A 26,960-nucleotide genomic window follows, 5' to 3' on the forward strand; every position below is an offset into this window, starting at 1 on the left:
TGCGCTCATCTAACTCTTGGAAGCGATTATCCACATCAACTATGCGCTCCTCCAACCCTTGGAAGCGATTATCCACATTAACTGTGCGCTCATCTAACCCTTGGAGGCGATTATCCACATCAACTATGCGCTCATCCAACCCTTGGATACTAGTATCTACTTGGGCTTTTAAAGTTGCAATTTGCTCTATTAGCTGGTGATTAAGTGCTACAGACTCTTTGAGAGAACTAATTATATTGAAATTGACTTCTCGTTGATCTTTAAAGAGAAAATTGATGATTTTTAGAATAAGTTTTTGTAACTTAGCACTGAAATTAAAAGGAAAGAAATTAAGCTTATCTGGCCACTTGGTACGTACATTTGAACGAAATTCTGCATTTTTAAGAAAATTTTCGATATAACTAATACTTAACTTCAGTTTTGATGTATCTAGATTAGACTCTGAATTTATTTCTTGAGAGTACACTTGACGTTTAACTACCTCTTGACGAATTTTATTCATTAACTCATCAACATTAATCTCAGGATTATTTGCTTCCATAATTTTTCACCCATTGAAAATAAATGACTTTTTTTTGCGAAGAAATTTTTTTGACTTGATTTACTTAGCTTCCATACATGAGCATCTATGACAAAGTGAGCCATTGTTAACTTTATAATTTTGGTTCTTCAGTACCTGCTATGCCAAATTATGAGTTAAACACCAAAACTAGACTTAAGAATAAAGGTCAAAAGCCCAAACCATTGCTAAACCGCTAAAATGTTAGTTAGTAAATAATGTTCGTTTTTATTGGATAGCAAGTGGTTCATGGTCTTGGAAATTTTATTTAGCATAATATTTAATGAAGAGCCATATTTTTTTATAAGAACATATGTAAATCTTGAAATAATAGTATAACTACCAAGTAAATGAAAGAGATATCAACAAATCCAGATTATTGATTATATTTTTTCCAGTTTCGGCACTATACCTTTATGTTCTTGGCTATCTAATTTGATTTTAGATTTTAAGTCTACTAAGCCCTCACAAAAAATGCTGTTATTTACTTCAAAAACGAGTAATTCATCGATCCAATCATAACTTAAACCTTCCTCAGAATGTATGCCTATAGTTACTGTATAAACTCCCTTATTCAAATAACATGGAAGCTGAAATATAACTGTTAACTGTTGTGTATTTTCTAAGTTTGGTAGTTTAATATTTAGTAAATGACTATTAGTTCCATAAATTACTAATCCCATCAAATTTCTAATTGAGATTCCTACAATTAAATCTGATATTTCGCTTTGTGCTTCTATTAAGACAGTAATATGATAAGTTTTACCTGTTTCTAGTTTTACAACTTTTTTGCCTTCTAAATCATTAATTTGAACATTCTTAATAAGAGCTAATTTATTTCCATGCCTATGTATATGATTATTTTCTTTATTTTTGGTTAAATCATTATCATTATTGACAATTTCTATTTCTTGTGGACTATTTTCTTCAAGTTGTGCTTCTGTTGGCGTTGAGCTTATTAAAGCAATGTAATGATTTACAACTTCTTTGGGATTACCTATTTCTAGCATTTTTCCATAATTCAATAGTACTGCACTTTTACACAACATCTTGACACTTCCAGAATCGTGAGAAACGAATAACAGAGTTACTCCTTGTTCTTTCATCTGACGAATCCTCTTCATACAGCGAGCTTGAAATTTTGCATCCCCTACGGCTAAAGCTTCATCTACAATTAAAATACTCGGTTCCGTGTTGGCAACGACTGCAAATGCTAGTCTTAATACCATGCCACTAGAATAAGTTTTAACGGGATGCTCTATAAAATCTCCAATCTCTGCAAAAGCAGCAATGTCATCAAATTTAGCTTGTATTTCGTCTCGACTTAACCCTAAAATTTGCCCATTAAAAAATACATTTTGCCTTCCCGTAAATTCGGGATTAAATCCGCTACCTAGTTCAAGTAAGGCTGAAACTCTACCGTTAACCCACACCTCGCCTGTAGTTGGTGTCAAGGTTCCGGCAATGATTTGTAGCAATGTACTTTTGCCGGAACCATTTTGACCAATAATTCCTAGTGTTTCTCCTTTAGGAATCTCTAAGTTAATATTATGTAATGCCCAAAATTCTTGAGCGTGGCTCTTGCCAGGTAGTAAAATTTCTTTGAGTCTATCTACTGGACGAGCATACCGCTTGTAGCACTTTGAGATATTCTTTAGCGAAATTGCAATTTCCTCACCCATAACACCGCATTATTATATTATTAAGAAATCTAATGTGTTTAAATTTTACTTACCGTTCAACTAAGTAATTAAAATTCTCTCTTTTGGTCGAATCATATCGCTATTTACTATACATTAGCATTTGCTTATTTTAAGAACAGTTGATAATCAAACTTGGCTACAACACATCGGCAAAAGCTGGATGCAAACGCTTGTATACCGTGAAACCACAACAAAATATAATTGTTGCTACGACAGAAGCAACTCCCCACTCTCCCCAGTGTTTGACCTCTCCGACTAACACTAGGTCACGATAAACTTCAGCGATCGCTGCTATTGGATTTAACCAGAATATCAAACTTCTCCATTGTTCTGGAATTGCTGATGCTGGATATACAAGCGGTGTCGCATAAAACCAAATATTTAAAATCACTCCTAAAGTCTGCGGGATGTCTCGTGAAAAAACCGTTATTCCCGCCGCTAAATAGCCCAACCCCGCTGTTAGCAATAACTGCGTTAGCCAAATTAAGGGTAATAGCGCCAAGGTAGTATGTAAAGTATGAGCATTTACCGCCACGAACAAAATCAACACCATTAAACCAAAGGAACTCTCAATGAATGTTGACAGAACTGGCACTAGGGGTAATAAAGCTAGAGGAAACACCACCTTCTTGACTAAATTCGGTTGTCCTAATACCGAACTAGAGGACTGCATTAGGCCACCACTAAAAGCAATCCAAGGAAGTAACCCTGCAAATAGCCACAAACCAAAGGTGAAATCATTTGCTGGTAATCCCTTGAGAGTAGTCAGCTTCACCTTTAGCACAGCAGAAAACACATAAGTATAAATCAGTAACTGTGATAGCTGATTTAGCAAAGGCCACAAGTTGCCCAAGATAGAACCCTTATACCGTGTCTCTAAATCCCTGCGTACTAGAGTTCTCAGTAAGTCGTACTTTACCCACGACTGGTTATCTATGGGCAAGATTCGTCTCAATCCCCCTATTTTATGTACAAACATCCGCATTGTTGGCAACAATTTTTGCTTCCTCGCTTACTACTCACTACCCACTCATCTAACTGCTCTTACTGAAGCCTCTTAATATTTATTTATGAAAGCTCCTTTTTTAGTGACTTTCAAATAAATAATAAATATCCAACTATTTATTGTGAGGAGGGCGTCTCATTTGGCTTTGGGCGGGCAGGATGTCCACCCCACCAGACACCAGATTGGATAATTTATTTGGTGGAAATCCTTTCTAGTATTTTTAGAATCTATCATCAATCACTAAAAAATTGTATCTAAATTATCTTGGTAATCATACTATACAGTGACTATTGCCAAGTGTATTTTTACTACAAATATAACTTCTGTTTGTCAGGCTCCTTCTTTGTTAAGGATGTGAGTTTTTGCTTAACTCAAGTTATCTGGATCAATTCCTTGCGATCGCAAATACTCTGCCAGTCTATCAGCCCGTTGGCGTTCCTGTTCTGCCCGTTGGCGTTCCTGTTCTGCTTGTTCTCTTCGAGTCGGCACCCAACCCGCAGAATTATACCAACGCAACCACAAACCTGTTGTCTGCTGATAACTACCTTGCCAAAGACCCAATCCTAGCTCTAACTCTGCCAAAAAGAAGCGGTTCTCTGATAAAGATATTGCCTCGTAGCGAGTACCACTGAGTTTAAAGGCACGCAAATGGTTTTCATAGCGATCGTAGATAACGTAGTAGGGAACCCGTAAAATCTGTTCATATACTTCCCACTTCGTTGGGGGTCGGTTTACTTCGCGCAGTGTTTTTCCTAAGTCTTCTTGTTCTGTACCAGGTGAAAGTAATTCAACTACTAAAAATGGATCAATTCCTTCTTGCCAAATAACGTAACTTAAGCGCAGGTCTTGCTGTTGGCTAGCACTAGGTAATCCTAAAACCATGTACCAATCAGGACGCTTGTACCACAAAGGATGGCGGGGATCGTAGTAAAGATTTAAGTCGCTAGCAAGCAAAATTTCCTCAGATGGATAAGCAAGAGGCTGACAAGTCTCACTGAGCAAATCTGCCTGAATTCGGTGAAATTCATCTGGCAAACCTGATTCCCCCACTAATTCACTGGGTAAATCATACATCGTAGGCATTGTTTCTTGTGGCGGACGGGGTGGATCTGTTTGATACATGATTACTACCTTTGTTGCTGAACTCAAGCTATTTGAAACAACTCTCTCCGATTTTTGACGACAACCAGCTTTGCGTCTAGATAAATTTTCCGCCTGCGATCGCAGTTATTCTTGTTATAACCATCATTGAACCTCAGAAGTCATTAGTCATTTACTATTCTCCTTTATATTCTCCAGTTCCCTCATCTCTACTGAATTTATGAGAGCAGAGTCACGGATTCCGCTACACTGAGACTTGGTTTATCTGAATTGTAATCAGGCATGGAAATCGGACAAAAGGTTAAAGTTTATCGTTTGCGCGATCGCGTTTCTCCCCCAGTTGTAAAAAAACTCGGACAAGTGGGTATTATCCAAGGCTACAAAGTCACCGATGGTGGTGGTATCGGTGTAGTGCTGCTGTTTGACGATAATTATTCCACTTGGTTTTTTGAAGATGAAATCAAACCTGTGTAGTAGTAAAGAACTCAGATCCAAGTTTTTCTTGGTATCTAAAATTTCCAGCACAGGTTGAGAGTCTTTGTTGAGTGCTAAGTTGGAGTTGAAAAGATCGGCGGTGAAAATAGGAATCAACTAATGGCTCTAATATTGACATTTTTGGGCAAAGGCGGCACCGCTCGTACCAAAATTGCGATCGCCGCCGCCAAATTATTGGCAAGTCAAGGCAAGCGCGTACTCCTAGCAGGACAAGCAGAACCAACATTGCAAATCCTGCTGGGCACTCCCATTGGTGCCGATCCCCAGGAAATCGCTCCCAATTTGCAAGTAGTCCAGTTTCAAGCATCTGTACTACTAGAACGCAACTGGGACGAAGTGAAGAAACTTGAGGCGCAATATCTCCGCACACCCATCTTCAAAGACGTTTTTGGTCAAGAACTGGTAGTATTGCCGGGGATGGACAACGCCCTGGCACTGAATTCTATCCGCGAATATGATGCCAGTGGGAAATATGATGCGATCGTCTACGATGGCACGGGCGACTCTTTAACGCTGCGAATGTTGGGTTTGCCAGAATCTCTGAGTTGGTATGTCCGGCGATTTCGGCAATTATTTGTCAACTCCGATTTGGGGAAGACAATTACTGAATCACCCTTGATTCAACCTCTGATTAGCAGTTTTTTCAATATCAACTGGACGGCAGATAACTTTGCCGCTCCCACTAACCAAGTCAATAATTTCTTAGAAAAGGGGAGAGCCGCTCTAGCAGATCCCAAGCGTCTCGCTGCTTTCTTAGTGACTACAGGAGATCCGATTGAGGTCGCAAATGCTCGTTATTTATGGGGTAGCGCTCAACAAATCGGTTTAACTGTTGGTGGTGTTCTGCTTGTGTCTAACGAGACAAATGTCAACCTGTCAGAGGAATTTATACCCCTACCTGTGAGCGTCGTTCCCAACTCGCCCACGGGTGATTGGCAACCACTGATAGACGCTCTACCAAACTTTGAAGCACAAGCTTTACAGGCTCCCAAACCGATTGAAATAGACATCCACAATCGTCAAGTACGCTTATTCTTGCCAGGATTTGACAAAAAACAGGTCAAACTTACCCAATATGGGCCAGAAGTCACTGTAGAAGCAGGAGATCAGCGGCGCAATATTCCTTTACCCCCGGCTCTGAGTGGCAGACCCGTTGCTGGAGCAAAGTTTCAGAATAATTATTTGATAATTTCGTTTTAAGTTATGGGACTGGGGACTAGGGACTGGGGACTGGGAAATAGGGACTGGGAATAGGGAAGAAACTTCATCACTAATGCCCAATGCCCAATGCCCTATTCCCAATGCCTAATGCCCTATGCCCAATGCCCTATTAATCAGTAAATTTTATGTCAGAATCAACTCCCATTACCCCAGACCCTAAACCGTCTGAAGCACTAGACTCAGTGGCAATTAATCCCAGTGAGCAAGCAACAGCAACGAGCGATCGCAGTGCGAAAACTAGGCAGCTGTTGGGAATGAAAGGTGCATCTGCTGGGGAAACTTCAATCTGGAAAATCCGTTTACAGCTAATGAAGCCCATCACCTGGATTCCCCTAATTTGGGGTGTAGTCTGTGGTGCGGCTTCTTCTGGTAACTATACTTGGACGCTGGAAAATGTGCTGAAGGTAGCAGCCTGTATGTTACTGGCTGGGCCATTGATGACAGGTTACACCCAAATCCTTAATGATTACTACGATCGCGAAATCGATGCCATCAATGAACCTTATCGCCCGATTCCCTCTGGTGCAATTCCCCTACCGCAGGTAATTATTCAGATTTGGGTGTTACTGATTGCTGGCATTAGTTTGGCATTTGTGCTGGATGTGTGGTCTGGTCATGAATTCCCCACAATTACAGCGATCGCGATTATCGGTTCTTTCATCGCTTATATTTATTCTGCGCCTCCTCTGAAACTCAAGCAAAACGGCTGGCTAGGTAGCTACGCCTTGGGTGCAAGCTATATCACCCTACCTTGGTCTACAGGACACGCTTTATTTGGCGAACTAAATTCTACAATTGTGATTTTGACAATGTTCTACAGCTTGGCTGGACTGGGCATTGCTATTGTCAATGATTTTAAGAGTGTAGAAGGCGATCGCCAGCTAGGATTAAATTCATTACCCGTAATGTTTGGTATCACCACCGCAGCATGGATTTGTGTAGTGACAATTGATGTCTTTCAAGGATTGATTGCAGCTTATCTTGTCAGCATCCACGAGAATTTGTATGCAGCAATATTAGTACTGTTAATCATCCCGCAAATTACCTTGCAGGATATGTATTTCCTACGTGACCCCGTGAAAAATGATGTTAAGTACCAAGCCAGCGCCCAACCTTTCCTTGTTCTGGGAATGCTGGTAACAGGTTTAGCCCTGGGTCATGCTGGCGTTTAATTTATACTTCTATGAAGTTAAGAATTAGGAGCGGAGCCGGAGACGCTCCGCCTCCGGTTAAGAGGTAATATACTTCTAATTCCTAATTTGTATCAGGACATACTGTGTTAAAAGCGATATTTTTCCTCCTTCATGGGATTCAACCTTTGTTAATCCCAATATGCTTTATCACTGCTTGGACTGTAACTATTCTCGTTGTTTTGAGTCTCTGGACGGCGGCGCGAGATAGCGTGGCTACAGCCAAGCAAATGCATCAAATCCCCTGTACTGGTTGCCAATTTTTTACTGACAATTACCGTCTTAAATGTACTGTACGCCCATCTATTGCCAATACAGAAGAAGCGATCAATTGTCTTGACTATCAACCGAAGACGAATCCTTATCTGTATTAGGGACTGGGGATTGGGGATTGGGGATTGGGAATTGGGGATTGGGGATTGGGGATTGGGGATTGGGGATTGGGGATTGGGGATTGGGGATTGGGGATTGGGGATTGAGGGAGAATAACCAATGACTAATGACCAATACTTCGGCTACGCTCAGTACAAGTGACCAATGACTAATGACCAATGACTAATGACCAATGACTAATGACCAATTTCTAACAATATTTTTAAAACACCCCGACTCTGGGCGTGTTCAAAAGCTGCAAGCCCTTCAATGAGGGGGTAAGTGGCATAAATCAGGGGTTTTACGTCAATTTGTCCTGTGGCTAGTAGCTGGAGGGCTGGGGTAAAGGGGCCACAACGGGAGCCGATGAGAGTGATTTCATCTACTACTAAAGAAGAAACATCTAGGCTGAGATTGCCAGCATAAGTACTTTTGAGTACGAGCGTACCACGGGGACGTAGGGCGCGACGAGCGATCGCAAATCCTCCTGGATTGCCAGTGCATTCTACTGAGATATCGAAATATCCATCTGTAACAGCATCGGCTAGACTCGTTTTTATCCCCCGTGCTTCTAAGTTAGCCAGTTTGTCTCGATGACGCCCCACAGCTAAGAGTTCACAGCCAGCTAGAGCTAGTGTCTGAGCTACTAACTGCCCTAGTTTCCCATCTCCAACCACTAGCACCCGATGGTTTGGATGTAATGGCACTTGCTGCTGAATTTCCAAAGCTGCTGCTATCGGTTCGGTAAATGTTGCTACTTCTGTCGGCACATTATCAGGTACGAGATGCAGATTCTGCACCGGCAAACAAAGATATTCACTAAAGGCTCCGTTGCGGTTGACAATACCCAGAACTGTACGATTTTCGCAGTGAGTTGGTTGTCCGCTACGACAAAACCGACAATGCCCACACACAGCGTTGATTTCTCCAACTACGCGTTGATTAACTAAGTATTCTGGCCCTTTTTCAACCACGCCGACAAATTCATGCCCCAAAATACCAGTGTAAGGATAGTAGCCTCTGAGTAGTTCCAGATCAGTGTTACAGATACCTGCACGCAAGACGCGTACCAAGGCTTCTCCTTGTGGCGGTTCAGGAATGGGAATATCTGTGCGTAATTGCAAATGCTTGTTTTCGAGCCAAAGTCCTTTCATTTCTCTTCACATCCTTGCCTAATTATGTTGTCATAATCACTTTGAAAAATGTTTACAAATATAGGGGCATATATTCTGTAACCCCATACCCACACCTATGTTTCTGTAGAAGGTATTTCTTTAATTTTGCTTACATCAACTTTGCTTAACCAAGTAACTAAGTCGTCTGAGCCAAGTGCAATCTCACTCCCCAAGGTTTTGATATAGAGAAGTCCGTCACTGATAATTAAATCTCTAATTGGGTACCATGAATCTCGTGTTCTAATCAGAAGTTCTAACGGAATCCCTTGTCTTGAACTATGCTTGCAATATTTCCACCAGGCTCGCCATAGAATGACACATTTAGTACAGTTCATCTGATAGCCTTTGGGAACTTCGCAGTATTGATACTGATAGAAACCCCGACTATCTACTTCTCCTTTGAGGATATAAGTATATTCTGCTAATGCCTGATTTATCAATTCCCACTGGGTTGATTTTGGAGAAATCGAGAATTCAGATAAGGTATTAGATAGTTGAGCAGTGGCAATTACACCTTCAGATTTTGCTGTCAGTTGGTTGATTCTATACACTGTTTGCGCTGTCAAAACAGGATTTGACAACAAAATATCTTTTTTTTGAATAGAGTTTTGCACAAACTCTCGAATTAAATCTAGATTAGACAACATAAAATTTTTTATACTAAATTAACCAGTGTAATGAAAGTCACAACACTACTTAAATTAATAACTACACTGGTTTTGCACTCAAATCAGGATTATTACCAGCTTTATTTATACTCAATTCTTTGTTTAACTAGGGTTTTGTTAAGTTTCATATCGGGTATGCTATTGTCCACTAGGCTAGTTGACAAAATCACTGTTTTTAGGTTTACAATCTGCAAATTAAATTTTTACACCTTCGAGAAAAGGTTGAAATACCGGAATTAATTCAGGACGACTAACCACAAGGGTGGGAAAAGAGCGATCGCTATAATCTTCTCCGGGTGACAATGGAAACGGTTCTGACTTCAGCGATGTCCAGACCCCACCAGCAGCCTGGACAATTACCCAAGCCCCGGCTATATCCCAAACTTTTGGTGTCGCCTCAATTCCACCGAGAGTAGCCCCAGTGGCAACTGTCAAAAAATTATAGCTAGCTACACCCAACATCCGAATTTTGCAGGGAAAGCCGTTTTTGATAGCTGCGGTGCTACGGGAACAGAGGTTAAAAAAGTGATTGTTGCTGGGACTATCGATACTAGTGTGGATGGGATGGTGGTTGAGAAATGCTCCTGTTGGTGTTGCTAAACTAGATGAACCTGCCCAGAAACCATGAAAAGCTTGATTCAGAGTTGGTGCGTAAACATACCCAAAAATGGGTGTACCGCGATACAGTAAACCCAGAGATATTGTCCAGATGGGAATGCCGCGCGTAAAGTTGGTTGTACCATCAAGAGGATCAATTACCCAGCACCACTCCGTACCGGGAAATGACTGATCGCTCTCTTCGCTCAAAATACCGTAACCAGAAAAATTAGAAGCGATCGCATCCCGAATTTCCCGATCTGCCCATTTATCTGCTTGCGTCACCAAACTACCATCAGCTTTTTGGTCAGCCTGTACTTTCCCAAAATCTTGCATTAACTGCTTGCCCACTCTGGTAGTGGTAGTTTGAGCAAAATCAAGAATTGTTGTCCAAAAATCATTCATTAGTCATTAGTCATTAGTCATTAGTCATTTGTCATTAGTCATTGGTCATTTGTCCCATGCCCAATGCCCTATACAGTTTAGTCTAAATCGCTTTCTAAAACAGATGCGATCGCTTGCTTGGTACTTGTTTGAAATTCTGTGATATTCACCCGATTCAGAAACCAAATCGACAGCACCATTCCCACTGCTTCTAGAACGAATACCAGTCCATAAGCTAACTCTAGGCTAGGTAATACCTTGCGTCCAATATCCAAAACTGTGCCTCCGATTACCACCGCTATTCCTCTAGAGATGGACTGCGCTAATCCCCATGCCCCAATAAACGTACCTGCGGCTTCTGCTGCGGTGAGATCCAACATCAAGCTAATTGCGGCTGTAGTTAAGAAACCTGTGGCTAAACCGAACAATACCAAACCTAATTTAAGAACTGCTGCATTAGCTGTAAATCCTGATATACCTAGCAATATTGCACAGAATGCTACCAACATACAGCCGAAACGTGCAGTTCTGCGCTTACCCAAACGCGGGACAATGTAAAAGCCCGTAACACCGTAGGCAATCAGTAGACCAGTTCCATAAAAAATATTTAATTTGGTACTTTCCGCTAGGGGCATTTTAAACACTTGACCCGCATAAGGTTCTAAAATGGGGTCTTGCATAAACAAACTGATAGTCATCACCAATAAAAAGGTGAAAAATATACCTGTTTGTGGGCTAGCTGTCAAAATTTTCCAAGCATTGCCTAGAGTAATGCTGTCTTCCCGGTTCACCAGTGTGGAACGGGTTAAGTATTGAGAGTACTTTTTTTCTACGCCAAATGTCGCTGCGATCGCTAAACCAAATACAATTGCTGGGACGATAGTAAACAACCTGTTGATGGCTGGCTGCAAGGTTTCTACAGTTGCTTCTGGCGTTAACTGTTTCAGCAAACTGGCACTAATAATCGCCCCAACAATAATCCCCACCATTAGCATCGACCAAACCACACCGACTACTTTAGAACGGTTATCTTCTTCAGATATATCCACCAATAAAGCAGCAAAAGCAGTACCGCTAGCACAAATTCCTAGACCGTATATAGCAAAAACTAAAGCCAAAAGCCCTGTCCAGCCGATTGTTTGGGTTGTCCATACCCAAGTACCTGCATTATTTCCAGCAATATTAAGCTGCCATATTACTTGTATAGCTAAAAATGCTGCGATCGCAAATATTGCCGCGCCCACCCAAACATAAGCTGTGCGGTGGTATCCCCATAACGGCTTGGCATCGGAAATCTGGCCGAACCAGATACGGGAAGGAGCAACAAATAAAGGCAGTGCTAGAACTACTGATACCAGCGTCGCCGGAATTGCTATTTCTTGAATCATGACTCTGTTGAGTACCCCCAGAGTCAAAATAGACATCATGCTCAACCCCATCTGAAATAAACCCAGCCGAAACATGGTCAGCAGGTTTACCCTTGGCACAGATAGGGATTTTGTTTTGGTATCAAATACTTCACCGCTTGCCATAGCTACTTTTTCGTATGGTTTATAGGATTTAATCTCTCTCTCTTTAAATAAAGATAAACCCTACTCGCTCGAAATCAGCGAACGAAAAGTTGAAGTTGCGATTTGGCAAGCGATTATACACCTCAATTAGGGTATGCTTCAGCCAAGTTAGGATTAATTTTTAGAACTTGGTTGTAATCTGCAATGTCTACGACGGTCACTGAGCGCAGCCGAAGTGCGGGCTACGCCTACGCATAACGAGAGAATTTTAGGATGAAATAGTGAAACGAGACTCCATTTACTATCAAATTTTTAAGCGCTTTCCTGGGTTACTCTTTGAACTGATTGATGTCCCTCCTCCTCAAGCACAAAACTATCGATTTGAATCACTTGAAGTCAAAGAAACGGCTTTCCGCATCGATGGTGTGTTTTTACCTCCAGAGGGTGCAACATCCAGAGTTATCTTTTTTGCTGAAGTTCAATTCCAAAGAGATGAAGCCCTCTACCATCGGTTCTTTACCGAGTCGCTGATGTACCTTAACCGGAATCGTTCTCAGTACGATGACTGGTTTTGTGTGGTAATTTTTTCATCACGCTCTTTGGAACCAAGCGATCAAAGAACTCATCGAATATTTCTCAACAGCGACCAAGTGCAGCGAATCTATTTAGATGAGTTAGGCGCGACTAATCAGCAGCCAATAGGCATCAACTTGATGCAGTTGACTCTAGCATCGGATGAAGTGATGGCAGAGCAAGCAAAGCAATTGATTGAGCGGGTAAAATTAGAGTCAACGGACATGCTGCCGAAAAACGAAATACTAGACATCATCACCACAATCGTCGTTTATAAGTTTTCAACCTTAAGTAGAGAGGAAGTTGAAGCTATGTTAGGACTAACTTTGGAGCAAACAAGGGTTTATCAGGAAGCCAAAGCCGAAGGTCGAGAAGAAGGTCGAGAAGAACGGGAAGCTGAAATGTTGAAACTTACCGTCCCTCTGTTACTAAAAACAGGGATGAGTGTGGAGCAGATTGCTCAACAACTCAATGTTGATATAGAAGCTGTCCAGATTGCCGCACAGTCAACCACATAGAATGAGGAAGTTAAAGCTATGCTGGGATTGACTTTGGAGCAAACAAGAGTTTATCAGGAAGCGAAAGCTGAGGGTCGAGAAGAACGGAAAACTGAAATGTTGAAACTTACTGTGCCTCTGTTACTAAAAACAGGCATGAGTGTGGAGCAGATTGCTCAACATCTAAATGTTGATATAGAAGCTGTCCAGCTTGCCACACAACAAAATATATAGAATGGACATTTTTCAACATTAATTGAGATAATTTTGCCAATGTACTCTTGTGTCTCAACTTTGGCACGGATACTTTTTTTTATTTGTACAACAACGCCTTAAGTTACTCTTGAGGCAGAAAATAGGGCTACGTAACGAGTTTTCAGCAGAGCATTACGCTTAGTAAGCAGTTATTGGCTATGCTTAAGAAGCTATTTACTGTCAAAAGACTCATTAATAATCCACTTGAGTTATTTTGCGACTATCTTAATCATTAGCTACTGGAACTTCTAGTTATGTTGCTAGGCGATCATTTGAATTCAACTAAGCTAAAATCATTTTCGATTAATGGCTTGTTTGGTTTTAAGAATGTAAAAATTCCTTTTGAGAAGGAAGCCGTTATTCTGATTGCAGAAAATGGTTCCGGGAAAACTACTATTTTAAATGCCTTATACTACTCAATCTCTTGCAATTTCCACAAGTTAAGCGCCATAGATTTTGACTCAGTAGTTCTTGAGTTTGAATCTGGAGTCAGTGTCGAGATCAAAAAAAGTGATTTAAAATCATATGATCAAGATGATATTTTTAAATTTATCTCTTTGCTCAGACCGTATTTACCTAGCCGAGAAATAGATAGATTGAAAATGGAGATTAAAAAAGGTTCATCGTCTGAACTTGTTCGCAAAGAGTTGTTTAAACTGATAGCTAAATATGGTTTACCCTCCAGATATATGGAAATAGCAGAAGAAATCGGTTTGAGACTTAGAAGTGATAAAGAAGAAGATCAAAAAAGTAAAATCGATAAAAATATAAAAACTATTCAAGAAAATCTAAATGAATCTATTCTATATTTTCCAACATATAGGAGGATCGAAGAAGATATAAAAAACTTGGGGTATGAAGAAGAGAAATTTGAGCGCCTGAACTTTAGTGAGGGGGAAGGTAAGCTTATTCAATTCGGAATGAATGATGTCATTGGCAAGTTTGATGAGATAAAAAAAGCCATTAAAGACTCAGCACTTAATCTCTTTTCAAAAGTAACGGGTGAAATTTTAACTCAGTTTGTTGAGGGGATTGAAATTAATCAAGAAATGAGAGACAGCATTCAGCCTGACACGTTGAATATAGTTTTAAGTCGTGTTGGCGAAAAAAATATATCAAAATCTGATAGAGAAAGAATTGAAAAGCTAGTAAGTTCAGGAGAAATAAATTCTCCTCAATATGATCAGCTCGTCTATTTTTTATCAAAATTAGTTGGTTTGTATGAACAGCAAAAAGAAAAAGATGAGTCCATAAACCAATTGGCCACAATATGCAACGAGTATTTAAATAAAAAACGTATTATTTATGATGAAGCTAATGTAGATATATCTATAGTCCAAACCAGAAATAGCAGCCCGATTGAGATTAGAAATCTTTCATCTGGAGAAAAGCAAATCATCTCCCTCTTTTCCAAGATTTATTTGGAGTCCTCTGAGGACTTCATTCTACTGTTTGATGAGCCAGAATTATCACTATCTATTGAATGGCAAAAGCTTTTACTTCCGGATATTTTGAAGTCAGGGAAATGTAGGCTACTTTTAGCAGTAACTCATTCCCCGTTTATCTTTGATAACGAGTTAGATTTGAATGCCAATGATCTAGATATTTTTGTGCGAGAGGAATGAATGTCAGTAGACAATTTAAGAGCTTCCCGTGGTAAAGCTGTCGTCGTTTTTACTGAATTCACTAGACTTTACAAGCAGTATGATTCTGCACTTTATTGCTTCTTTGAGGGAGAAGATAGTAAGTATTATGGGATTAGAATAAAGAACGTCACAAGACCTGAGAAAGATATTTACCTTAGCTGCAATGGTAAGGAAGGTGTTTTAGGTGTTCACAGAATGCTCTCATCCCGTAAACGTTATGCAAATGTTAAAGCGGCTTATTTTGTAGATAAAGATTTTGATATATCAATAAAAGAGACGAGTTTGAGTAGGATATATGAAACACCTTGTTACTCAGTAGAAAACTTCTATACATCAGTTCAATGCTTTTCTGAAATTTTGAGAAGTGAATTTAAGCTAACCGAGTCAGATGAAAATTTTCAAAGATGCATTTCTCTTTATACGAAACTACAAGAAGATTTTCATAACGGAGTAGAATTGCTAAATGCTTGGATAGCTTGTCAAAGAGAGCAGTCTAGTAAGTTAAACATTTCGGGGCTTAGTGTATTGGAATTTGTGCATATTGACTTAGATAAAATCACAGTAAAATATACAATTAATGATTTATATGACAGGTTTCCAAATGTATCTATTATTCCTCAACGGGAACTAGATATTAAGATATCTGAGCTACAATCCAACATTCGACAAAAAAGTTTTAGAGGTAAGTTTGAGATTGAGTTTTTATTTTATTTTCTTCAGAAACTTATGAACGAAGCTAATAATGGGAATTATCCATATTTCACTCGAAAGGTGAATGTTAAAATACATTTATCAAAAAAGACGATAATTTCTGATTTGTCTCAATACGCTGATACATCAAGCTGTCTCTATAGCTATCTTGAGTCTTTTGAAGTTGCCTATTGAAATGCTAACTGCTCGTGTTACTCTACTACATTCATTTTGAAATCAGGAGAGTAAAGCACATTTGTACGAAGTGTAGACGGCATAATCCTCTTGTCTCAGTCAAAAAGCTTGAACAAAGACTTATCACAATATTGAGCAATAACTAGCTAAAAAACAGCGATCGCACTCCAGCAACTACAATGAGAGTAAAAGATGCAATCCCCCTGATTACCTTGGTTTCTGTCCGTTGAAACATTATGAAAATGTGGTTTTAACTACGCTATTCCATTGAATTAGTAAGATAAACTTGCCGTATGTATGTCATCAAAATACTTACCTTCATCTAGTAACCAAAAAGGCATAAGCAATGAGTAAAGAACCAGTCAAAGTAATATTATGGGAAGAAAATCAAAAAGATTTTCTAAAAAAGTTCTACGATCTTCAATTTACTCCCAGAGTAGGAGAGGAAGTTTACCTAAAAAAGGAGAGATGGAAAGTAACCAGAGTTGAGCATGATGTAGAAATTAGCGAGATTAATGTCTACATGGAATTAATCAAAAAACCCAAGCAGGATAAATCATCTAATTCATAAATACAAGTAAATACACTGAACTATAGCAATCCTATTTGATTTGTGAGAATTGCGACCCGCAGATCCCCGACTTCTCGAAGAAGTCGGGGATCTTATTTATGCGCGTTTGATTCAGGTTTTAAATCTTTATGCAAGGTGCGATGTCTACACGGGCGTAGCTGCGACACCACAAGATTTGCAGACAAGTGGCGACGATCGCGCCCAATCTTGGCTATAACGATACACTATAAAAGTAAAGAAATGTAAATAAATTAAATTTTGCAACCGTGGAAAACATCACATTGGGGCAAAATGGCCCAGTTGTTACACCTTTGTGCATCGGCACTTGGGCTTGGGGTGATAAACTATTTTGGAATTATGGCGATCGCTACGGCCCAGAACAGTTACAAGAAGCCTTTACCGCAGCCTTAGAAGCTGGTATTACCTTCTTTGATACTGCCGAAGTCTACGGAATGGGACTATCAGAGAAATTTTTGGGACAATTTCTGCAACAGACACAACAATCTGTACAAATTGCCACAAAATTTGGCCCCCTACCGTGGCGATTTACAGCCCAATCGGTCTCTGATGCTTTAACAGCCAGCCTCAAACGCCTACAACTTGAGCGAATCGCCCTGTATCAAGTGCATTGGCCTTTCGCCTTCTTTTTAAGTCAAGAAACTTTGATGAATGCTCTAGCGGATGAAGTGAAGCGGGGCAGAATTGCCGCAGTTGGTGTGAGTAATTACTCAGCAGAGCAAATGCGAGACGCGCACCAAATATTGGCTACTCGTGGAGTGCCTTTGGCTGTGAACCAAGTACGCTATTCTTTACTCAGTCGCCAAGTTGAAAGCAAAGGTATTATCACAACTGCCCGTGAGTTGGGTGTGACTATCTTGGCTTATAGTCCTTTAGCACAAGGATTACTCACTGGCAAGTATAGTATTGATAGTCCTGAAACCCCCACTGGTGCGAGGAAAATAGACCCGCGATTTAAGAAAGAAGGACTGCAAAAAATTGCCCCAGTCATATCTTTACTACGCAACTTCGGGGAAAAATACGATCGCACTCCTGCCCAAGTTGCTCTCAACTGGTTAATTGCTCAGGGGAATGTTATTCCCATTGCTGGGGTGAAGACAGCCGAACAGGTACGGCAAAATTCTGGCGCTTTGGGCTGGAAATTGAGCGACGATGAAATTGGAGAGTTAGAACTAGTTAGTCGTCCTTGGCTGTAGTATTTCTGAACTACTCAAACACAGGAGGCCAAATTTCTGACACTACTAGCTCCCAACCTGGTAGTAAGTCTGGTAGTGTCAGTTTGTCGTTGTCCTGCAAAACTATAGACCACGAAGAATGCATTTTTAAGTTTATCTTCCTACAAACTGGTAGAAAAAATTACCCAAAAAGCCAAAAAGTCAAGAGCCAAAGTCAAAATATTGACTCCTAACTCTCAACTCTCCAATTTTAGGTTTGGATTTTGGATTGAAGAAAAAACCTCAAATCTAAAATCCAAAATTGATTAACTTGTAACTGTTGACTAAGAAGCTGATTCTCTAGCTGTAGGTGAACCTATTTTTTTACTAGGGGATGCAGAAGACTCGTGCCCACTTGTCCGCAGTTTTGGCTTGGGAGAAGAATGTCTTTCATCTCCATTGCTGCTATCTGATTTCCATGCAGCACGGGGACGATCGCTAGAAGATTCACGACGCTTACCGAGTCTTGGTTTGGGAGCAGAAGATTCTTCTTGGGGAATTTCCACGTCTGAACTCAACCAAGCGGGACGAGTTTGATCGTAAGCGATTTGTAGTGCAGCTGCGGCGATCGCTTGAGCATCATATTCTTCAATCAATTCACTGACAATGGGCAAGAATGAAGCCAAACGCTCACCTGTCAAAGCTTCCCGCACCAGTTCTTGCAATTTCAGAATGTGTTTTGCTTCAATCTGGGCGCGTGTTGGAATCGTCAGCACTTGCCAATTTTGGCGGTTATGACGTTCAAATGTTTGCTGTTTGCGCCGCTCAAATGGTTGAACTAAAGAAATTGCTGTTCCTTCTTTACCAGCACGACCAGTACGACCAATACGGTGGACGTAGGTTTCTACGCTATCGGGTAAGTCGAAGTTGATTACATGGGAGAGTTGATCGACATCTAACCCTCGTGCTGCAATATCAGTTGCTACCACCCAACGAACTTGACGGTTACGGAATCTGACTAATAAGCGTTCCCGCGCTTGTTGGGACAAGTCACCGTGGTATTCATCTACACTGTGACCAGCGCCTTGTAATTGACTGGTGAGTTCGGCGGCTGTGCGTCTGGTGCGGACAAAGATTAAAGCTGTTTCTGGATCTTCCATTTCCAGAATTGGCTGTAAAGCTTTGGCTTTTGTCCAGTGGCGGGGGATCAAGTAAGCTACTTGATTAATCTTGTTGGGAGCGGCTTTTGGCTGCTCAACGGTGACAGTTGCAGGCGATCGCAAAAACTTGTTCACCAACATCCGAATCGATGGTGGCATTGTTGCCGAGAATAAAGCTGTTTGGCGATCTACGGGCGCTTGCGAGAGGATTTTGATTACATCGTCGATAAAGCCCATGCTCAACATTTCATCGGCTTCATCTAACACAAACCATTTCACTTGATCCAGCTTTAAACAGCCGCGATCGAGCAAATCTATTACCCGTCCGGGAGTGCCCACAACCATGTGAACGCCACGTCTGAGTTGTAACATTTGGCGGTCAATTGATTGACCACCATAGATTGCTAACACCCGCAATCCTTCATTACCGATGAATTGGGCGATCGCATCGTGAACTTGCATCGCTAATTCACGAGTTGGTGTTAAAACTATGGCTTGTACGGCTCTTTGATTGATATCTAGCCGCTCTAAAATTGGCAGTGAAAATGCTGCCGTTTTGCCTGTTCCAGTTTGAGATTGACCGACTACATCACGACCGGCTAGCAATTGGGGAATTGCTTGCACTTGAATGTTAGTTGGTTCGGTAAAACCGATTTTCTCTAGTTCTTCGACACGCTCTTGGGAAATTCCTAATTCTTGAAATGAAAGAGTCATTAATTCGTCCTAAATTTTATGTAAGGATTTTTGGATTAGTCATTTAGTCATTAGTTATTTAGTCATTAGTCATTAGTCATTAGTTATTGGCTACTAGTGAGCCAAGGGCGATAGCGCAGCCTCAAGCTATGCCAACGAATCCGCGAACTTCAGGTAAACCCTCACGAAAACTGCCATTAATGCAGCGTTGACCTCAGAATAAGGGTGAATCTGGAAGGGTCATTTAACAAAAGACAAAGGACAAAAGACAAATAACAATTTAGTTATTGACTACCTGACCATAGAGGTCGTATGTATCAGCGTGGTGAATCGCTATTGGCACGATGGTTCCTAATTTTGCCTGGCCTTTGACATATACCAGACCATCAACCTCTGGGGAAAATCTACCTGAACGACCTATTAATTCACCACTTTCAGGATTTTCTTGCTCAATCAGGACATCAACGATTTTGCCTACTTCCTGTTGATTTTTCTTTTGGGAAATCGGTTGCTGGATTTCCATAAGTTGGTATCGCCGCTCGTCCATCACTTCTTGGGGCAAGTGATTTGGCAACTTGTAAGCTGGGGTTCCTTCCTCAGAGGAAAAGGTGAAGACACCAACATGATCGAATTCATGCCTTTGAACAAACTCTAATAAATGCTCAAAATGCTCGCTTGTTTCTCCTGGGAAACCAACAATAAATGTTGTCCGCAATACGGCTGTTGGTAGCGCCGTTTTGATGCGATCTATAATCCCATCATTTACGCGTCCTTGCCAAGGACGATTCATGGAGCGGAGAACATCTGGATGAGAATGCTGCAAGGGCAAATCCAGATAAGGCAAGACGTTGGGTGTTTCTTGAATCGCCGCGATCACATCTGGGGTCAGTCCCGTGGGATAAGCGTAGTGCATTCTGATCCACGGTATATCTACTTTCCCCAAAGCGCGAAGTAATTCGGCTAATTTTGGCTGACCGTAAATATCTAGACCGTAGTTAGTGGTGATTTGGGAAATTAGAATAATTTCCTTTACCCCTTGACTAACTAACTGCTCCGCTTCGGCGACGATAGATTCTATAGTACGCGATCGCTGGTTCCCTCGAAGATGAGGAATTATACAAAATGCACAACGATAATCACAACCTTCGGCAACTCGGAGGTAAGCAACGCCCTCTGTTGTAGTGCGATAGCGCGGTGTAGTTTCGTCGGCAATGTAGGTTGGCTCTATACTAACCTGTTTGACCCGCTCGCCAAGTTCAACACGCTCAATTACATTAACAATTTTGTGATAATCGCCTGTACCCACCACCGCTACTGCTTCAGGTAACTCCTCCAAAAGTTGCTCTTGGAAGTGCTGCGCCATACACCCAGTGATGACGATCTTTTTATTTGCCTCTGCCAGTTCTACCAACGTTCTGACAGATTCTTGCCGGGCCGCTTCAATAAAACTACAAGTATTAACAATAACGTAATCTGCTAACTCTTCATTTGTATCTACACCGTAGCCTGCTTCTACGAGCAGTCCTAGCATATGTTCTGTATCAATTCGATTTTTCTCGCAACCCAAATGAGAAATGGCAATCGTTGGCTTGTCACCCATATTTTGAAAATATCTTCATTTTTTTTCTTGTAGTCAACATTCCGGCGCTAATTTCAATTTTTTCCACCGCTATCCTTCTAATAACAGCACGTTGGCAGATTTTCACTGTCAGCAACTGTCCGTAGAATTATGACCCTATCAATAATAAAAATAGAGGTCATGTTATGATATTTTTATCAATCTGTTCCCCAGGGTAAATTGAAGTGTCTTTGGGTACATTTGACACTTGTAATGTTTTTTAACAATTCGCTTATTGGTATTTTACATTACCACAGCGTGTGCGTTGTTAACCTACCCATCGGGAAGCCGCCCAAAGGGCTTGTTGTGAGAAGTCGCTACCCTCAGGGAAATCGACGAAAGCGACTACGCCTATAAAGCAGTAATGCTACCCTGGCGATTGGCAAGTCCTACGACAGTGCGCGGACAAGACGCCTAAACCACGGAAAGCTGCCTTGCGTCTAGTGAGTGGCAAACTCCTCTTGTAGCCAGGTTTTATCTTAACATATCTTATGGGAGGTTTCACGCCAATTTCCATCTCAGGAAAGAAGCAGTAAGCCGACTATCATAAAACACATTTGACTAATTAATGGAAAGTCAAGAGTCAAGGGTCAAAAGGAGCCAGTCACGTGCGGGGTTTTCCCCGTTGAAGAGCCACCCCTGTAAAAAGGTTCCCGACCTTAACAGGAGTGGCGTTGAACTGGCGTTCAATAGTCAAAAAATTCTGGACTCTGGACTCCGCGAGGCGGATTAAAGACGTGGACTTATATCAGATATTTAAAACTCGTTCCCCAATTATTGGCGTGGTTCACCTGCTACCACTGCCTACCTCACCCCGTTGGGGAGGTAGTTTAAAAGCGGTGATTGATCGTGCCGAACAAGAAGCCGCAGCCTTGGCAAGTGGAGGGGTTGACGGTCTGATTGTCGAGAATTTTTTCGACGCGCCGTTTACCAAAAACCAAGTCGATCCAGTGGTTGTGAGTGCCATGACCATTGTGGTGCAGCGCATACAGAATTTGGTGACTTTGCCGATAGGTTTAAATGTTTTGCGAAACGATGCCAAAAGTGCAATAGCGATCGCTAGCTGTGTACAAGCGCAATTTATCCGCGTCAACGTCCTCACAGGCGTGATGGCAACCGACCAAGGATTAATTGAGGGAGAAGCCCATCAACTACTCCGCTATCGACGGGAGTTGGGCTGTGATGTTAAAATCCTGGCCGATGTGTTGGTAAAACACGCCCGTCCTTTGAGTTCTCCAAATCTCACAGTCGCCGTGAAAGACACCATTGAAAGGGGTTTAGCAGACGGAGTGATTTTATCTGGTTGGGCTACTGGTAGTCCTCCTAACTTAGAAGATTTGGAACTAGCTTGTGGCGCAGCAAATGGCACGCCAGTGTTCATCGGGAGTGGGGCTAATTGGGAAAATATTGATACATTGATGCAAGCAGCAGATGGTGTAATAGTTTCCAGTTCCCTAAAACGTCATGGACGTATTGAGCAACCAATTGACCCAATTCGCGTCAGTCAATTTGTGGAAGCCGCCCGTCGCAATTGGAACTCCAAAGGTGAAAGCAAATCAGCAGAACAAGTGAAGTTACATTCTTAGAAAGTGGGGAAAGAGAGTTGGGAGTTAGAAGTTAGGAGTTATGAGTTATGAGTTATGAGTTTTAAACTAATTGTTCCTAACTCCTCATTCTTAACTCCTCACTCCTCACTCCTCACTCTTAAACTCCTAACTATTACTAATCCCCATTCCCTAATATTTATGATTCGCCGTCGTTCTACTCCTTGGATTCATAAATGGTCACGTCCATTGATTGCCGCGATCGCTGGATGTGGTGCCTTGATCACAGGTTATCTGACTATAGAAAAGTTAACAGGAGGCAGTGCTGCTTGTGTGGCACAGGCTGGTGCTAAGGGCTGTAATGATGTGCTTTCCAGCCCTTGGGCAACGGTTTTTGGTCAGCCATTAGCTTTGTTTGGGTTTTTGGCATACATCAGTATGGTGATATTTGCTTTGGCTCCCTTGGTATTCAACTCAGGGGAAAATAATAACCGCAAACAATTGGAAAATTGGACGTGGTGGCTGCTGCTGGCGGGTGCGATCGCTATGTCTGTCTTTAGCGGCTACTTAATGTATGTGCTAACATCTCAAATCAAAGCTATTTGTCCTTACTGTATCGGTTCAGCTTTGTTCTCTGTGAGTCTTTTGATACTAACGATTATCGGTCGGACTTGGGAGGATATTGGACAAATCTTGTTTACCGCCCTAATTGTCGGGATGGTAACGTTGATTGGTACTTTAGGCGTCTATGCTGGCGTGAATCAATCAGATGTGACACCTGGAACTCCTGGACAACCTACAAAAATTACCTTTACTCCCAAGGAAAACCCCAACCCAGCGTTCGGTTGGGAAGTTACCACTACTTCTGGTGAGGCAGAAATAGCCTTAGCACAGCATCTAGCGAAGGTAGGTGCTAAGGAATACAGTGCTTATTGGTGTCCTCACTGTCACGAACAAAAGCTGCTTTTTGGTAAAGAAGCTGAGGAAATAATCAATAATGGTATTAAGGTAGAGTGCGCTCCTGATGGACTCAAAGCTCAACCAGAACTTTGTAAAGCTGCAAAAATTGAAGGTTTCCCCACTTGGATTGTTAATGGTAAAAGCTATAGCGGAGTCCAAAACTTAGAGGAACTAGCGAAAGTTTCTGGTTACACAGGGCCTCGTAACTTCAAGTATTTCAAGTAATTGCCTTGAGTTAGCCTCAGCCGCGGTTGCCAATTGGGAAGGCTACACCGTACCGCTAGGTAGGTGTAGTTCACAACCTATAGATAGTCAACTGGATGAATACAGCAAAGTCTGTTTCCAGTTGGCTTTTTTGTTTTTGGTAATAGATGATATAGCGTTTACTAATCACATAAGGTACATCATAGTCCCCTCTCGAAGAGCGGGGAGGGGATTGGAGTGGGGTTCTTGTACCTCACTCAACTGAGAACCGCTATAAATGTTGTCCAATACTCCATTACCAATTTTTCTGCGGCTTTTATCCGCCAACACTTGAAGCTGAAGGAAATTAATCAAGTATATTTACTCTAATACAATGTATATTTTAATTTCTTTTTGCAGCATTTGGGAGCCACCTTGGGATGTAATCATGTCAGCGCCGAACCCAAAGGTCTGTCTGTTGGAAGTTACGGTAATTCTCAGTAAAATATTCAATTAGATCGTAAATGTACGAGTTTAATTGAGTAAGCTTTACCAAACAAGAATTTGGACGTTAAATTCACTGAACTCACTTTCAACAATATTTCTTAATTTGTGCTGATAACCACAAAAGACCCAGTTACCGTTTAGTCAGATAATTGGCCTCAATATATGGTAGTACATCACAAATACCACGATATCTTGAAGAACCTTGCTGAGTTGAAAAAACTCTTAGAAACTCTATTTAGCTCCCACTTGAGCTATGTTAGTCCGATAGTTAATAGCTTAGAACTTACGCACTGTACAAATTTATTATCTTGTGAATTCACAAAAATACCTTCTTTCAAACCAAAGGATATTTGATAAATAGCGTAGGCGTAGCCCGCCGCCGGCATCGCCTAAAAACTGTCGCTAGCTATAGGAAATAGAGAATATTTCTGCCTACTAGGTAATGGGAATGAATCAGCAGCTAGGCAAGCGTTTTGTGAAGTTAACCTTTGGACTGAAACAATCGCTTAGTCGAGGACACAGAGAATTGATGACTGCGGCCAGCGTTGCAGTCTGCGTACTGCTTTTGCACTCCATTGGATTATTGCAATCTTTGGAGTTGGCAGCTTTGGATCAATTTTTTCGCTTACGTCCAAATGAACCGCCAGAAGACCGGATTACGATCGTAGTGATTGATGAGGCTTATTTAAACGAAGTAGGTTCGTGGCCAATTCCAGATGCGAAGGTTGCCCAGTTGTTGCAAAAATTAAATGTCCACAAACCCCGCGCGATTGGCTTAGATATCTACAAAAATTTACCAGTAGAGCCTGGTAATCAAGAACTACGTAATGCTTATCAGTCAATACCCAACTTGATTGGTATTGAACTACTAGCAAATGATAACAACAAAAACTTTAGTGTTTCGCCTCCACCAGGGCTGAATCCGGATCAAGTGGGCTTTAATAACGTGCTGTACGATCTTGATGGTAAAGTACGTCGCAGTTTGTTGTATTGGCACATTAAAAGTGAATTACATGAAAGTTTTGCCCTGAAGTTGGCTTTATTGTATTTAAAGTCAAAGGGAATTACTCCCACTAAAGCAAAAAGTAACTCTGAGTATTTGCAATTGGGTAAGGCAGCATTTACTCGTTTTGAGGCTAATGATGGTGCTTATGTGGGAGCTGATGACAGAGGCTACCAAATTTTGAGCAATTTTCCCAAACCTAAATGTCAAAGTTCGTCTGGAGAGTTGTGTAGTTTTCGCCAGGTATCGATGAGAGATGTACTGGCAGATAAAGTCAAAGCAAACTTAATCAAAGATCGGATTATACTTATTGGTTCGACTGCGCCCAGTCTCCCAGATTTTGTATTTATTCCCTACTCTAGCAGTTTAATGGGTACGGCAAAGCCTGTACCTGGTATTCAATTGCAGGCTTATTTTATTAGTGAGTTAATCTCTGCTGCTGTTGATGGAAGACCATTACTCAAAGTTTGGCCAGACTTGGTGGAATACTTGTGGGTTTTTGTTTGGTCTTATCTGGGAGCCGTGACGATATGGCGGATACGACACGCAACTAGTAGTCTCTTCTGTATCCTAGTTTCTTGCTTTGTATTGACCGTGAGTGCATACCTGGCTTTTTTGTACGGTTGGTGGATACCACTCATTCCCTCACTGTTTTGCTTTGGCACTTCAGCTATTTGGATGACTAGTCATATTGCTCAGATGCAGGAAGAGTGGAAACGTTCCAAAGAATTTTTGCATCACGTTATCAACACGATCCCCGATCCAATTTTTGTGAAAAATGAACAACATCAGTGGATTGTTTTAAATGAGGCGTATTGTCGATTTATCGGTTATCCAAATAAGTTTTTAATTGAAAAGTCAGACTATGACTTTTTCCCAAAACATGAAGCTGATGTGTTTCGACAACAGGACGATCTTGTTTTTCGGACTCAGCAACCCCAAGAACATGAAGAAGAATTTACAAATGCCGATGGTCAGACTCATCAAATTGCCACTAAGCGATCGCTTCACAAAGACTCAGCTGGCAATTTCTTTTTAGTTGGTGTCATCCGAGATATTACTCAGCGCAAGCTGATGGAAGAACATCTGAAGCGTACTGCGGCTGAACTATACCGCTCTAACAATGAATTAAAACTCAAAGAAGACCACTTACGTTATTTAGCGTATCACGACCCCCTCACCGGTTTATCCAATCGCAAATTTTTTGCCGAACAACTTTACGAGTCCTTACATTGGGCGCAACACAATAACTTGTTGTTGGGACTGCTGTTTATCGATCTAGATGGCTTTAAGCAAGTCAATGATACTCTGGGACACGAGACGGGCGATCGCTTGTTAATGACTATTGCTGAAAGACTCAGCAACTCTTTACGCGCTAGTGATACAGTTTCTCGTTTGGGTGGCGATGAATTTACTGTGATTCTACAGGCAATTCCTAATGTCCAAATAGCTGCTAAAGTCGCCGAAAAAATTTTAAGCAGTATTACCAAGCCAATTGTTTTGGACGGCTATACAATCCGAGTCTCTGCTAGTATTGGCATTAGTGTTTACCCATACAACAGTCAAGACAGTGAAACTTTGATGAAAGAAGCTGATACTGCAATGTACCGTGCCAAGCGCCTGGGTAAAAATCGCTACGAGTTTGCTTAATTAGTTAAGAGTCAAGTCTCCAGTTTTTTCACTATAGTTACAATTTTTACCTTCAAATTAG

At 41.3% G+C, this 26,960-nt stretch carries 22 protein-coding genes and 3 pseudogenes; 14 read left to right on the plus strand and 11 right to left on the minus strand.

Features of this window, described 5'->3' with window-relative positions:
- The 4 genes and pseudogenes from V7K61_RS30795 to V7K61_RS30810 form a co-directional block, all read right to left on the minus strand.
- Positions 1–541 (minus strand): annotated as a pseudogene (locus tag V7K61_RS30795) (SAM-dependent methyltransferase); the annotation flags it as partial.
- Positions 542–942: 401 nt separating this feature from the next.
- Complete coding sequence (locus V7K61_RS30800) at positions 943–2,241, minus strand: ABC transporter ATP-binding protein (RefSeq protein ID WP_335059509.1); 1,299 nt, start codon at positions 2,239–2,241, stop codon at positions 943–945.
- Positions 2,242–2,398: 157 nt separating this feature from the next.
- Positions 2,399–3,247, minus strand: a complete 849-nt coding sequence (locus tag V7K61_RS30805; protein ID WP_335060090.1) for an ABC transporter permease — start codon at positions 3,245–3,247, stop codon at positions 2,399–2,401.
- Positions 3,248–3,634: 387 nt separating this feature from the next.
- Positions 3,635–4,390 carry a Uma2 family endonuclease gene (locus tag V7K61_RS30810; protein WP_335059511.1) on the minus strand — a complete coding sequence of 252 codons (756 nt, stop codon included), beginning with the start codon at positions 4,388–4,390 and terminating at the stop codon, positions 3,635–3,637.
- Between the two features lie 261 nt (positions 4,391–4,651).
- On the opposite strand from V7K61_RS30810, the gene petP reads away from it, so the two are divergent.
- The 4 genes from petP (at position 4,652) to V7K61_RS30830 (ending at position 7,649) form a co-directional block, all read left to right on the plus strand.
- Positions 4,652–4,843 (plus strand): cytochrome b6f subunit PetP, encoded by a 192-nt coding sequence (gene petP, locus V7K61_RS30815; RefSeq protein ID WP_334768076.1) that lies wholly within the window; start codon positions 4,652–4,654, stop codon positions 4,841–4,843.
- A 120-nt stretch (positions 4,844–4,963) separates the two neighbouring features.
- Positions 4,964–6,064 carry a Get3/ArsA fold putative tail anchor-mediating ATPase NosAFP gene (locus tag V7K61_RS30820; protein ID WP_335059514.1) on the plus strand — a complete coding sequence of 367 codons (1,101 nt, stop codon included), beginning with the start codon at positions 4,964–4,966 and terminating at the stop codon, positions 6,062–6,064.
- A 146-nt stretch (positions 6,065–6,210) separates the two neighbouring features.
- Positions 6,211–7,257 (plus strand): chlorophyll synthase ChlG, encoded by a 1,047-nt coding sequence (gene chlG / locus V7K61_RS30825; protein WP_335059516.1) that lies wholly within the window; start codon positions 6,211–6,213, stop codon positions 7,255–7,257.
- A gap of 104 nt (positions 7,258–7,361) precedes the next feature.
- Positions 7,362–7,649, plus strand: a complete 288-nt coding sequence (locus tag V7K61_RS30830) for a hypothetical protein (protein WP_335059518.1) — start codon at positions 7,362–7,364, stop codon at positions 7,647–7,649.
- Positions 7,650–7,844: 195 nt separating this feature from the next.
- On the opposite strand, the gene V7K61_RS30835 is transcribed toward V7K61_RS30830, so the two are convergent.
- The 4 genes from V7K61_RS30835 to V7K61_RS30850 form a co-directional block, all read right to left on the minus strand.
- Positions 7,845–8,801 (minus strand): MDR/zinc-dependent alcohol dehydrogenase-like family protein, encoded by a 957-nt coding sequence (locus V7K61_RS30835; protein ID WP_335059520.1) that lies wholly within the window; start codon positions 8,799–8,801, stop codon positions 7,845–7,847.
- A gap of 95 nt (positions 8,802–8,896) precedes the next feature.
- Positions 8,897–9,469 (minus strand): hypothetical protein, encoded by a 573-nt coding sequence (locus V7K61_RS30840; RefSeq protein ID WP_335059522.1) that lies wholly within the window; start codon positions 9,467–9,469, stop codon positions 8,897–8,899.
- A gap of 216 nt (positions 9,470–9,685) precedes the next feature.
- The gene (locus tag V7K61_RS30845; RefSeq protein ID WP_335059524.1) at positions 9,686–10,492 is read right to left on the minus strand and encodes an inositol monophosphatase family protein; all 807 of its coding nucleotides are present in this window, start codon (positions 10,490–10,492) and stop codon (positions 9,686–9,688) included.
- A gap of 77 nt (positions 10,493–10,569) precedes the next feature.
- Positions 10,570–12,003, minus strand: coding sequence for a BCD family MFS transporter (locus V7K61_RS30850; protein WP_335059526.1), 1,434 nt, complete (start codon positions 12,001–12,003; stop codon positions 10,570–10,572).
- A 260-nt stretch (positions 12,004–12,263) separates the two neighbouring features.
- Here V7K61_RS30850 and V7K61_RS30855 point away from each other — a divergent pair, with 260 nt between their 5' ends.
- The 7 genes and pseudogenes from V7K61_RS30855 (at position 12,264) to V7K61_RS30885 (ending at position 17,623) form a co-directional block, all read left to right on the plus strand.
- Positions 12,264–13,073 carry an Rpn family recombination-promoting nuclease/putative transposase gene (locus V7K61_RS30855; protein WP_335059528.1) on the plus strand — a complete coding sequence of 270 codons (810 nt, stop codon included), beginning with the start codon at positions 12,264–12,266 and terminating at the stop codon, positions 13,071–13,073.
- Between the two features lie 3 nt (positions 13,074–13,076).
- A pseudogene (locus V7K61_RS30860) lies at positions 13,077–13,286 on the plus strand (hypothetical protein); the annotation flags it as partial.
- A gap of 275 nt (positions 13,287–13,561) precedes the next feature.
- Complete coding sequence (locus V7K61_RS30865) at positions 13,562–14,932, plus strand: AAA family ATPase (RefSeq protein ID WP_335059532.1); 1,371 nt, start codon at positions 13,562–13,564, stop codon at positions 14,930–14,932.
- Complete coding sequence (locus V7K61_RS30870) at positions 14,933–15,838, plus strand: DUF4435 domain-containing protein (protein WP_335059534.1); 906 nt, start codon at positions 14,933–14,935, stop codon at positions 15,836–15,838.
- 346 nt (positions 15,839–16,184) lie between these two features.
- The gene (locus V7K61_RS30875; protein ID WP_179066759.1) at positions 16,185–16,409 is read left to right on the plus strand and encodes a hypothetical protein; all 225 of its coding nucleotides are present in this window, start codon (positions 16,185–16,187) and stop codon (positions 16,407–16,409) included.
- A 49-nt stretch (positions 16,410–16,458) separates the two neighbouring features.
- On the plus strand, positions 16,459–16,626 hold the full coding sequence (locus V7K61_RS30880) for a hypothetical protein (protein WP_335059536.1): 168 nt from the start codon (positions 16,459–16,461) through the stop codon (positions 16,624–16,626).
- Positions 16,627–16,675: 49 nt separating this feature from the next.
- Complete coding sequence (locus V7K61_RS30885) at positions 16,676–17,623, plus strand: aldo/keto reductase (protein ID WP_335059538.1); 948 nt, start codon at positions 16,676–16,678, stop codon at positions 17,621–17,623.
- A gap of 10 nt (positions 17,624–17,633) precedes the next feature.
- Here the strand turns inward: V7K61_RS30885 and V7K61_RS30890 are convergent.
- The 3 genes and pseudogenes from V7K61_RS30890 to rimO all read right to left on the minus strand — a co-directional run.
- Positions 17,634–17,729 (minus strand): annotated as a pseudogene (locus tag V7K61_RS30890) (Uma2 family endonuclease); the annotation flags it as partial.
- Between the two features lie 196 nt (positions 17,730–17,925).
- Positions 17,926–19,455 (minus strand): DEAD/DEAH box helicase, encoded by a 1,530-nt coding sequence (locus V7K61_RS30895; RefSeq protein WP_334701258.1) that lies wholly within the window; start codon positions 19,453–19,455, stop codon positions 17,926–17,928.
- A gap of 259 nt (positions 19,456–19,714) precedes the next feature.
- A complete protein-coding gene (rimO, locus tag V7K61_RS30900) occupies positions 19,715–21,034 on the minus strand; it encodes a 30S ribosomal protein S12 methylthiotransferase RimO (RefSeq protein ID WP_335059540.1) in 1,320 nt (439 codons plus the stop codon).
- Positions 21,035–21,789: 755 nt separating this feature from the next.
- On the opposite strand from rimO, the gene btpA reads away from it, so the two are divergent.
- From btpA to V7K61_RS30915, 3 genes are all read left to right on the plus strand, one after another.
- A complete protein-coding gene (gene btpA, locus V7K61_RS30905) occupies positions 21,790–22,638 on the plus strand; it encodes a photosystem I biogenesis protein BtpA (RefSeq protein ID WP_094352113.1) in 849 nt (282 codons plus the stop codon).
- Between the two features lie 159 nt (positions 22,639–22,797).
- Positions 22,798–23,781, plus strand: a complete 984-nt coding sequence (locus V7K61_RS30910) for a vitamin K epoxide reductase family protein (RefSeq protein WP_099101378.1) — start codon at positions 22,798–22,800, stop codon at positions 23,779–23,781.
- Positions 23,782–24,694: 913 nt separating this feature from the next.
- Positions 24,695–26,899 carry a CHASE2 domain-containing protein gene (locus V7K61_RS30915; protein WP_335059542.1) on the plus strand — a complete coding sequence of 735 codons (2,205 nt, stop codon included), beginning with the start codon at positions 24,695–24,697 and terminating at the stop codon, positions 26,897–26,899.
- The last annotated feature ends 61 nt before the right edge of the window (positions 26,900–26,960 follow it).

The sequence above is a fragment of the Nostoc sp. genome (genome assembly GCF_036918015.1).
GTDB lineage: Bacteria > Cyanobacteriota > Cyanobacteriia > Cyanobacteriales > Nostocaceae > Nostoc.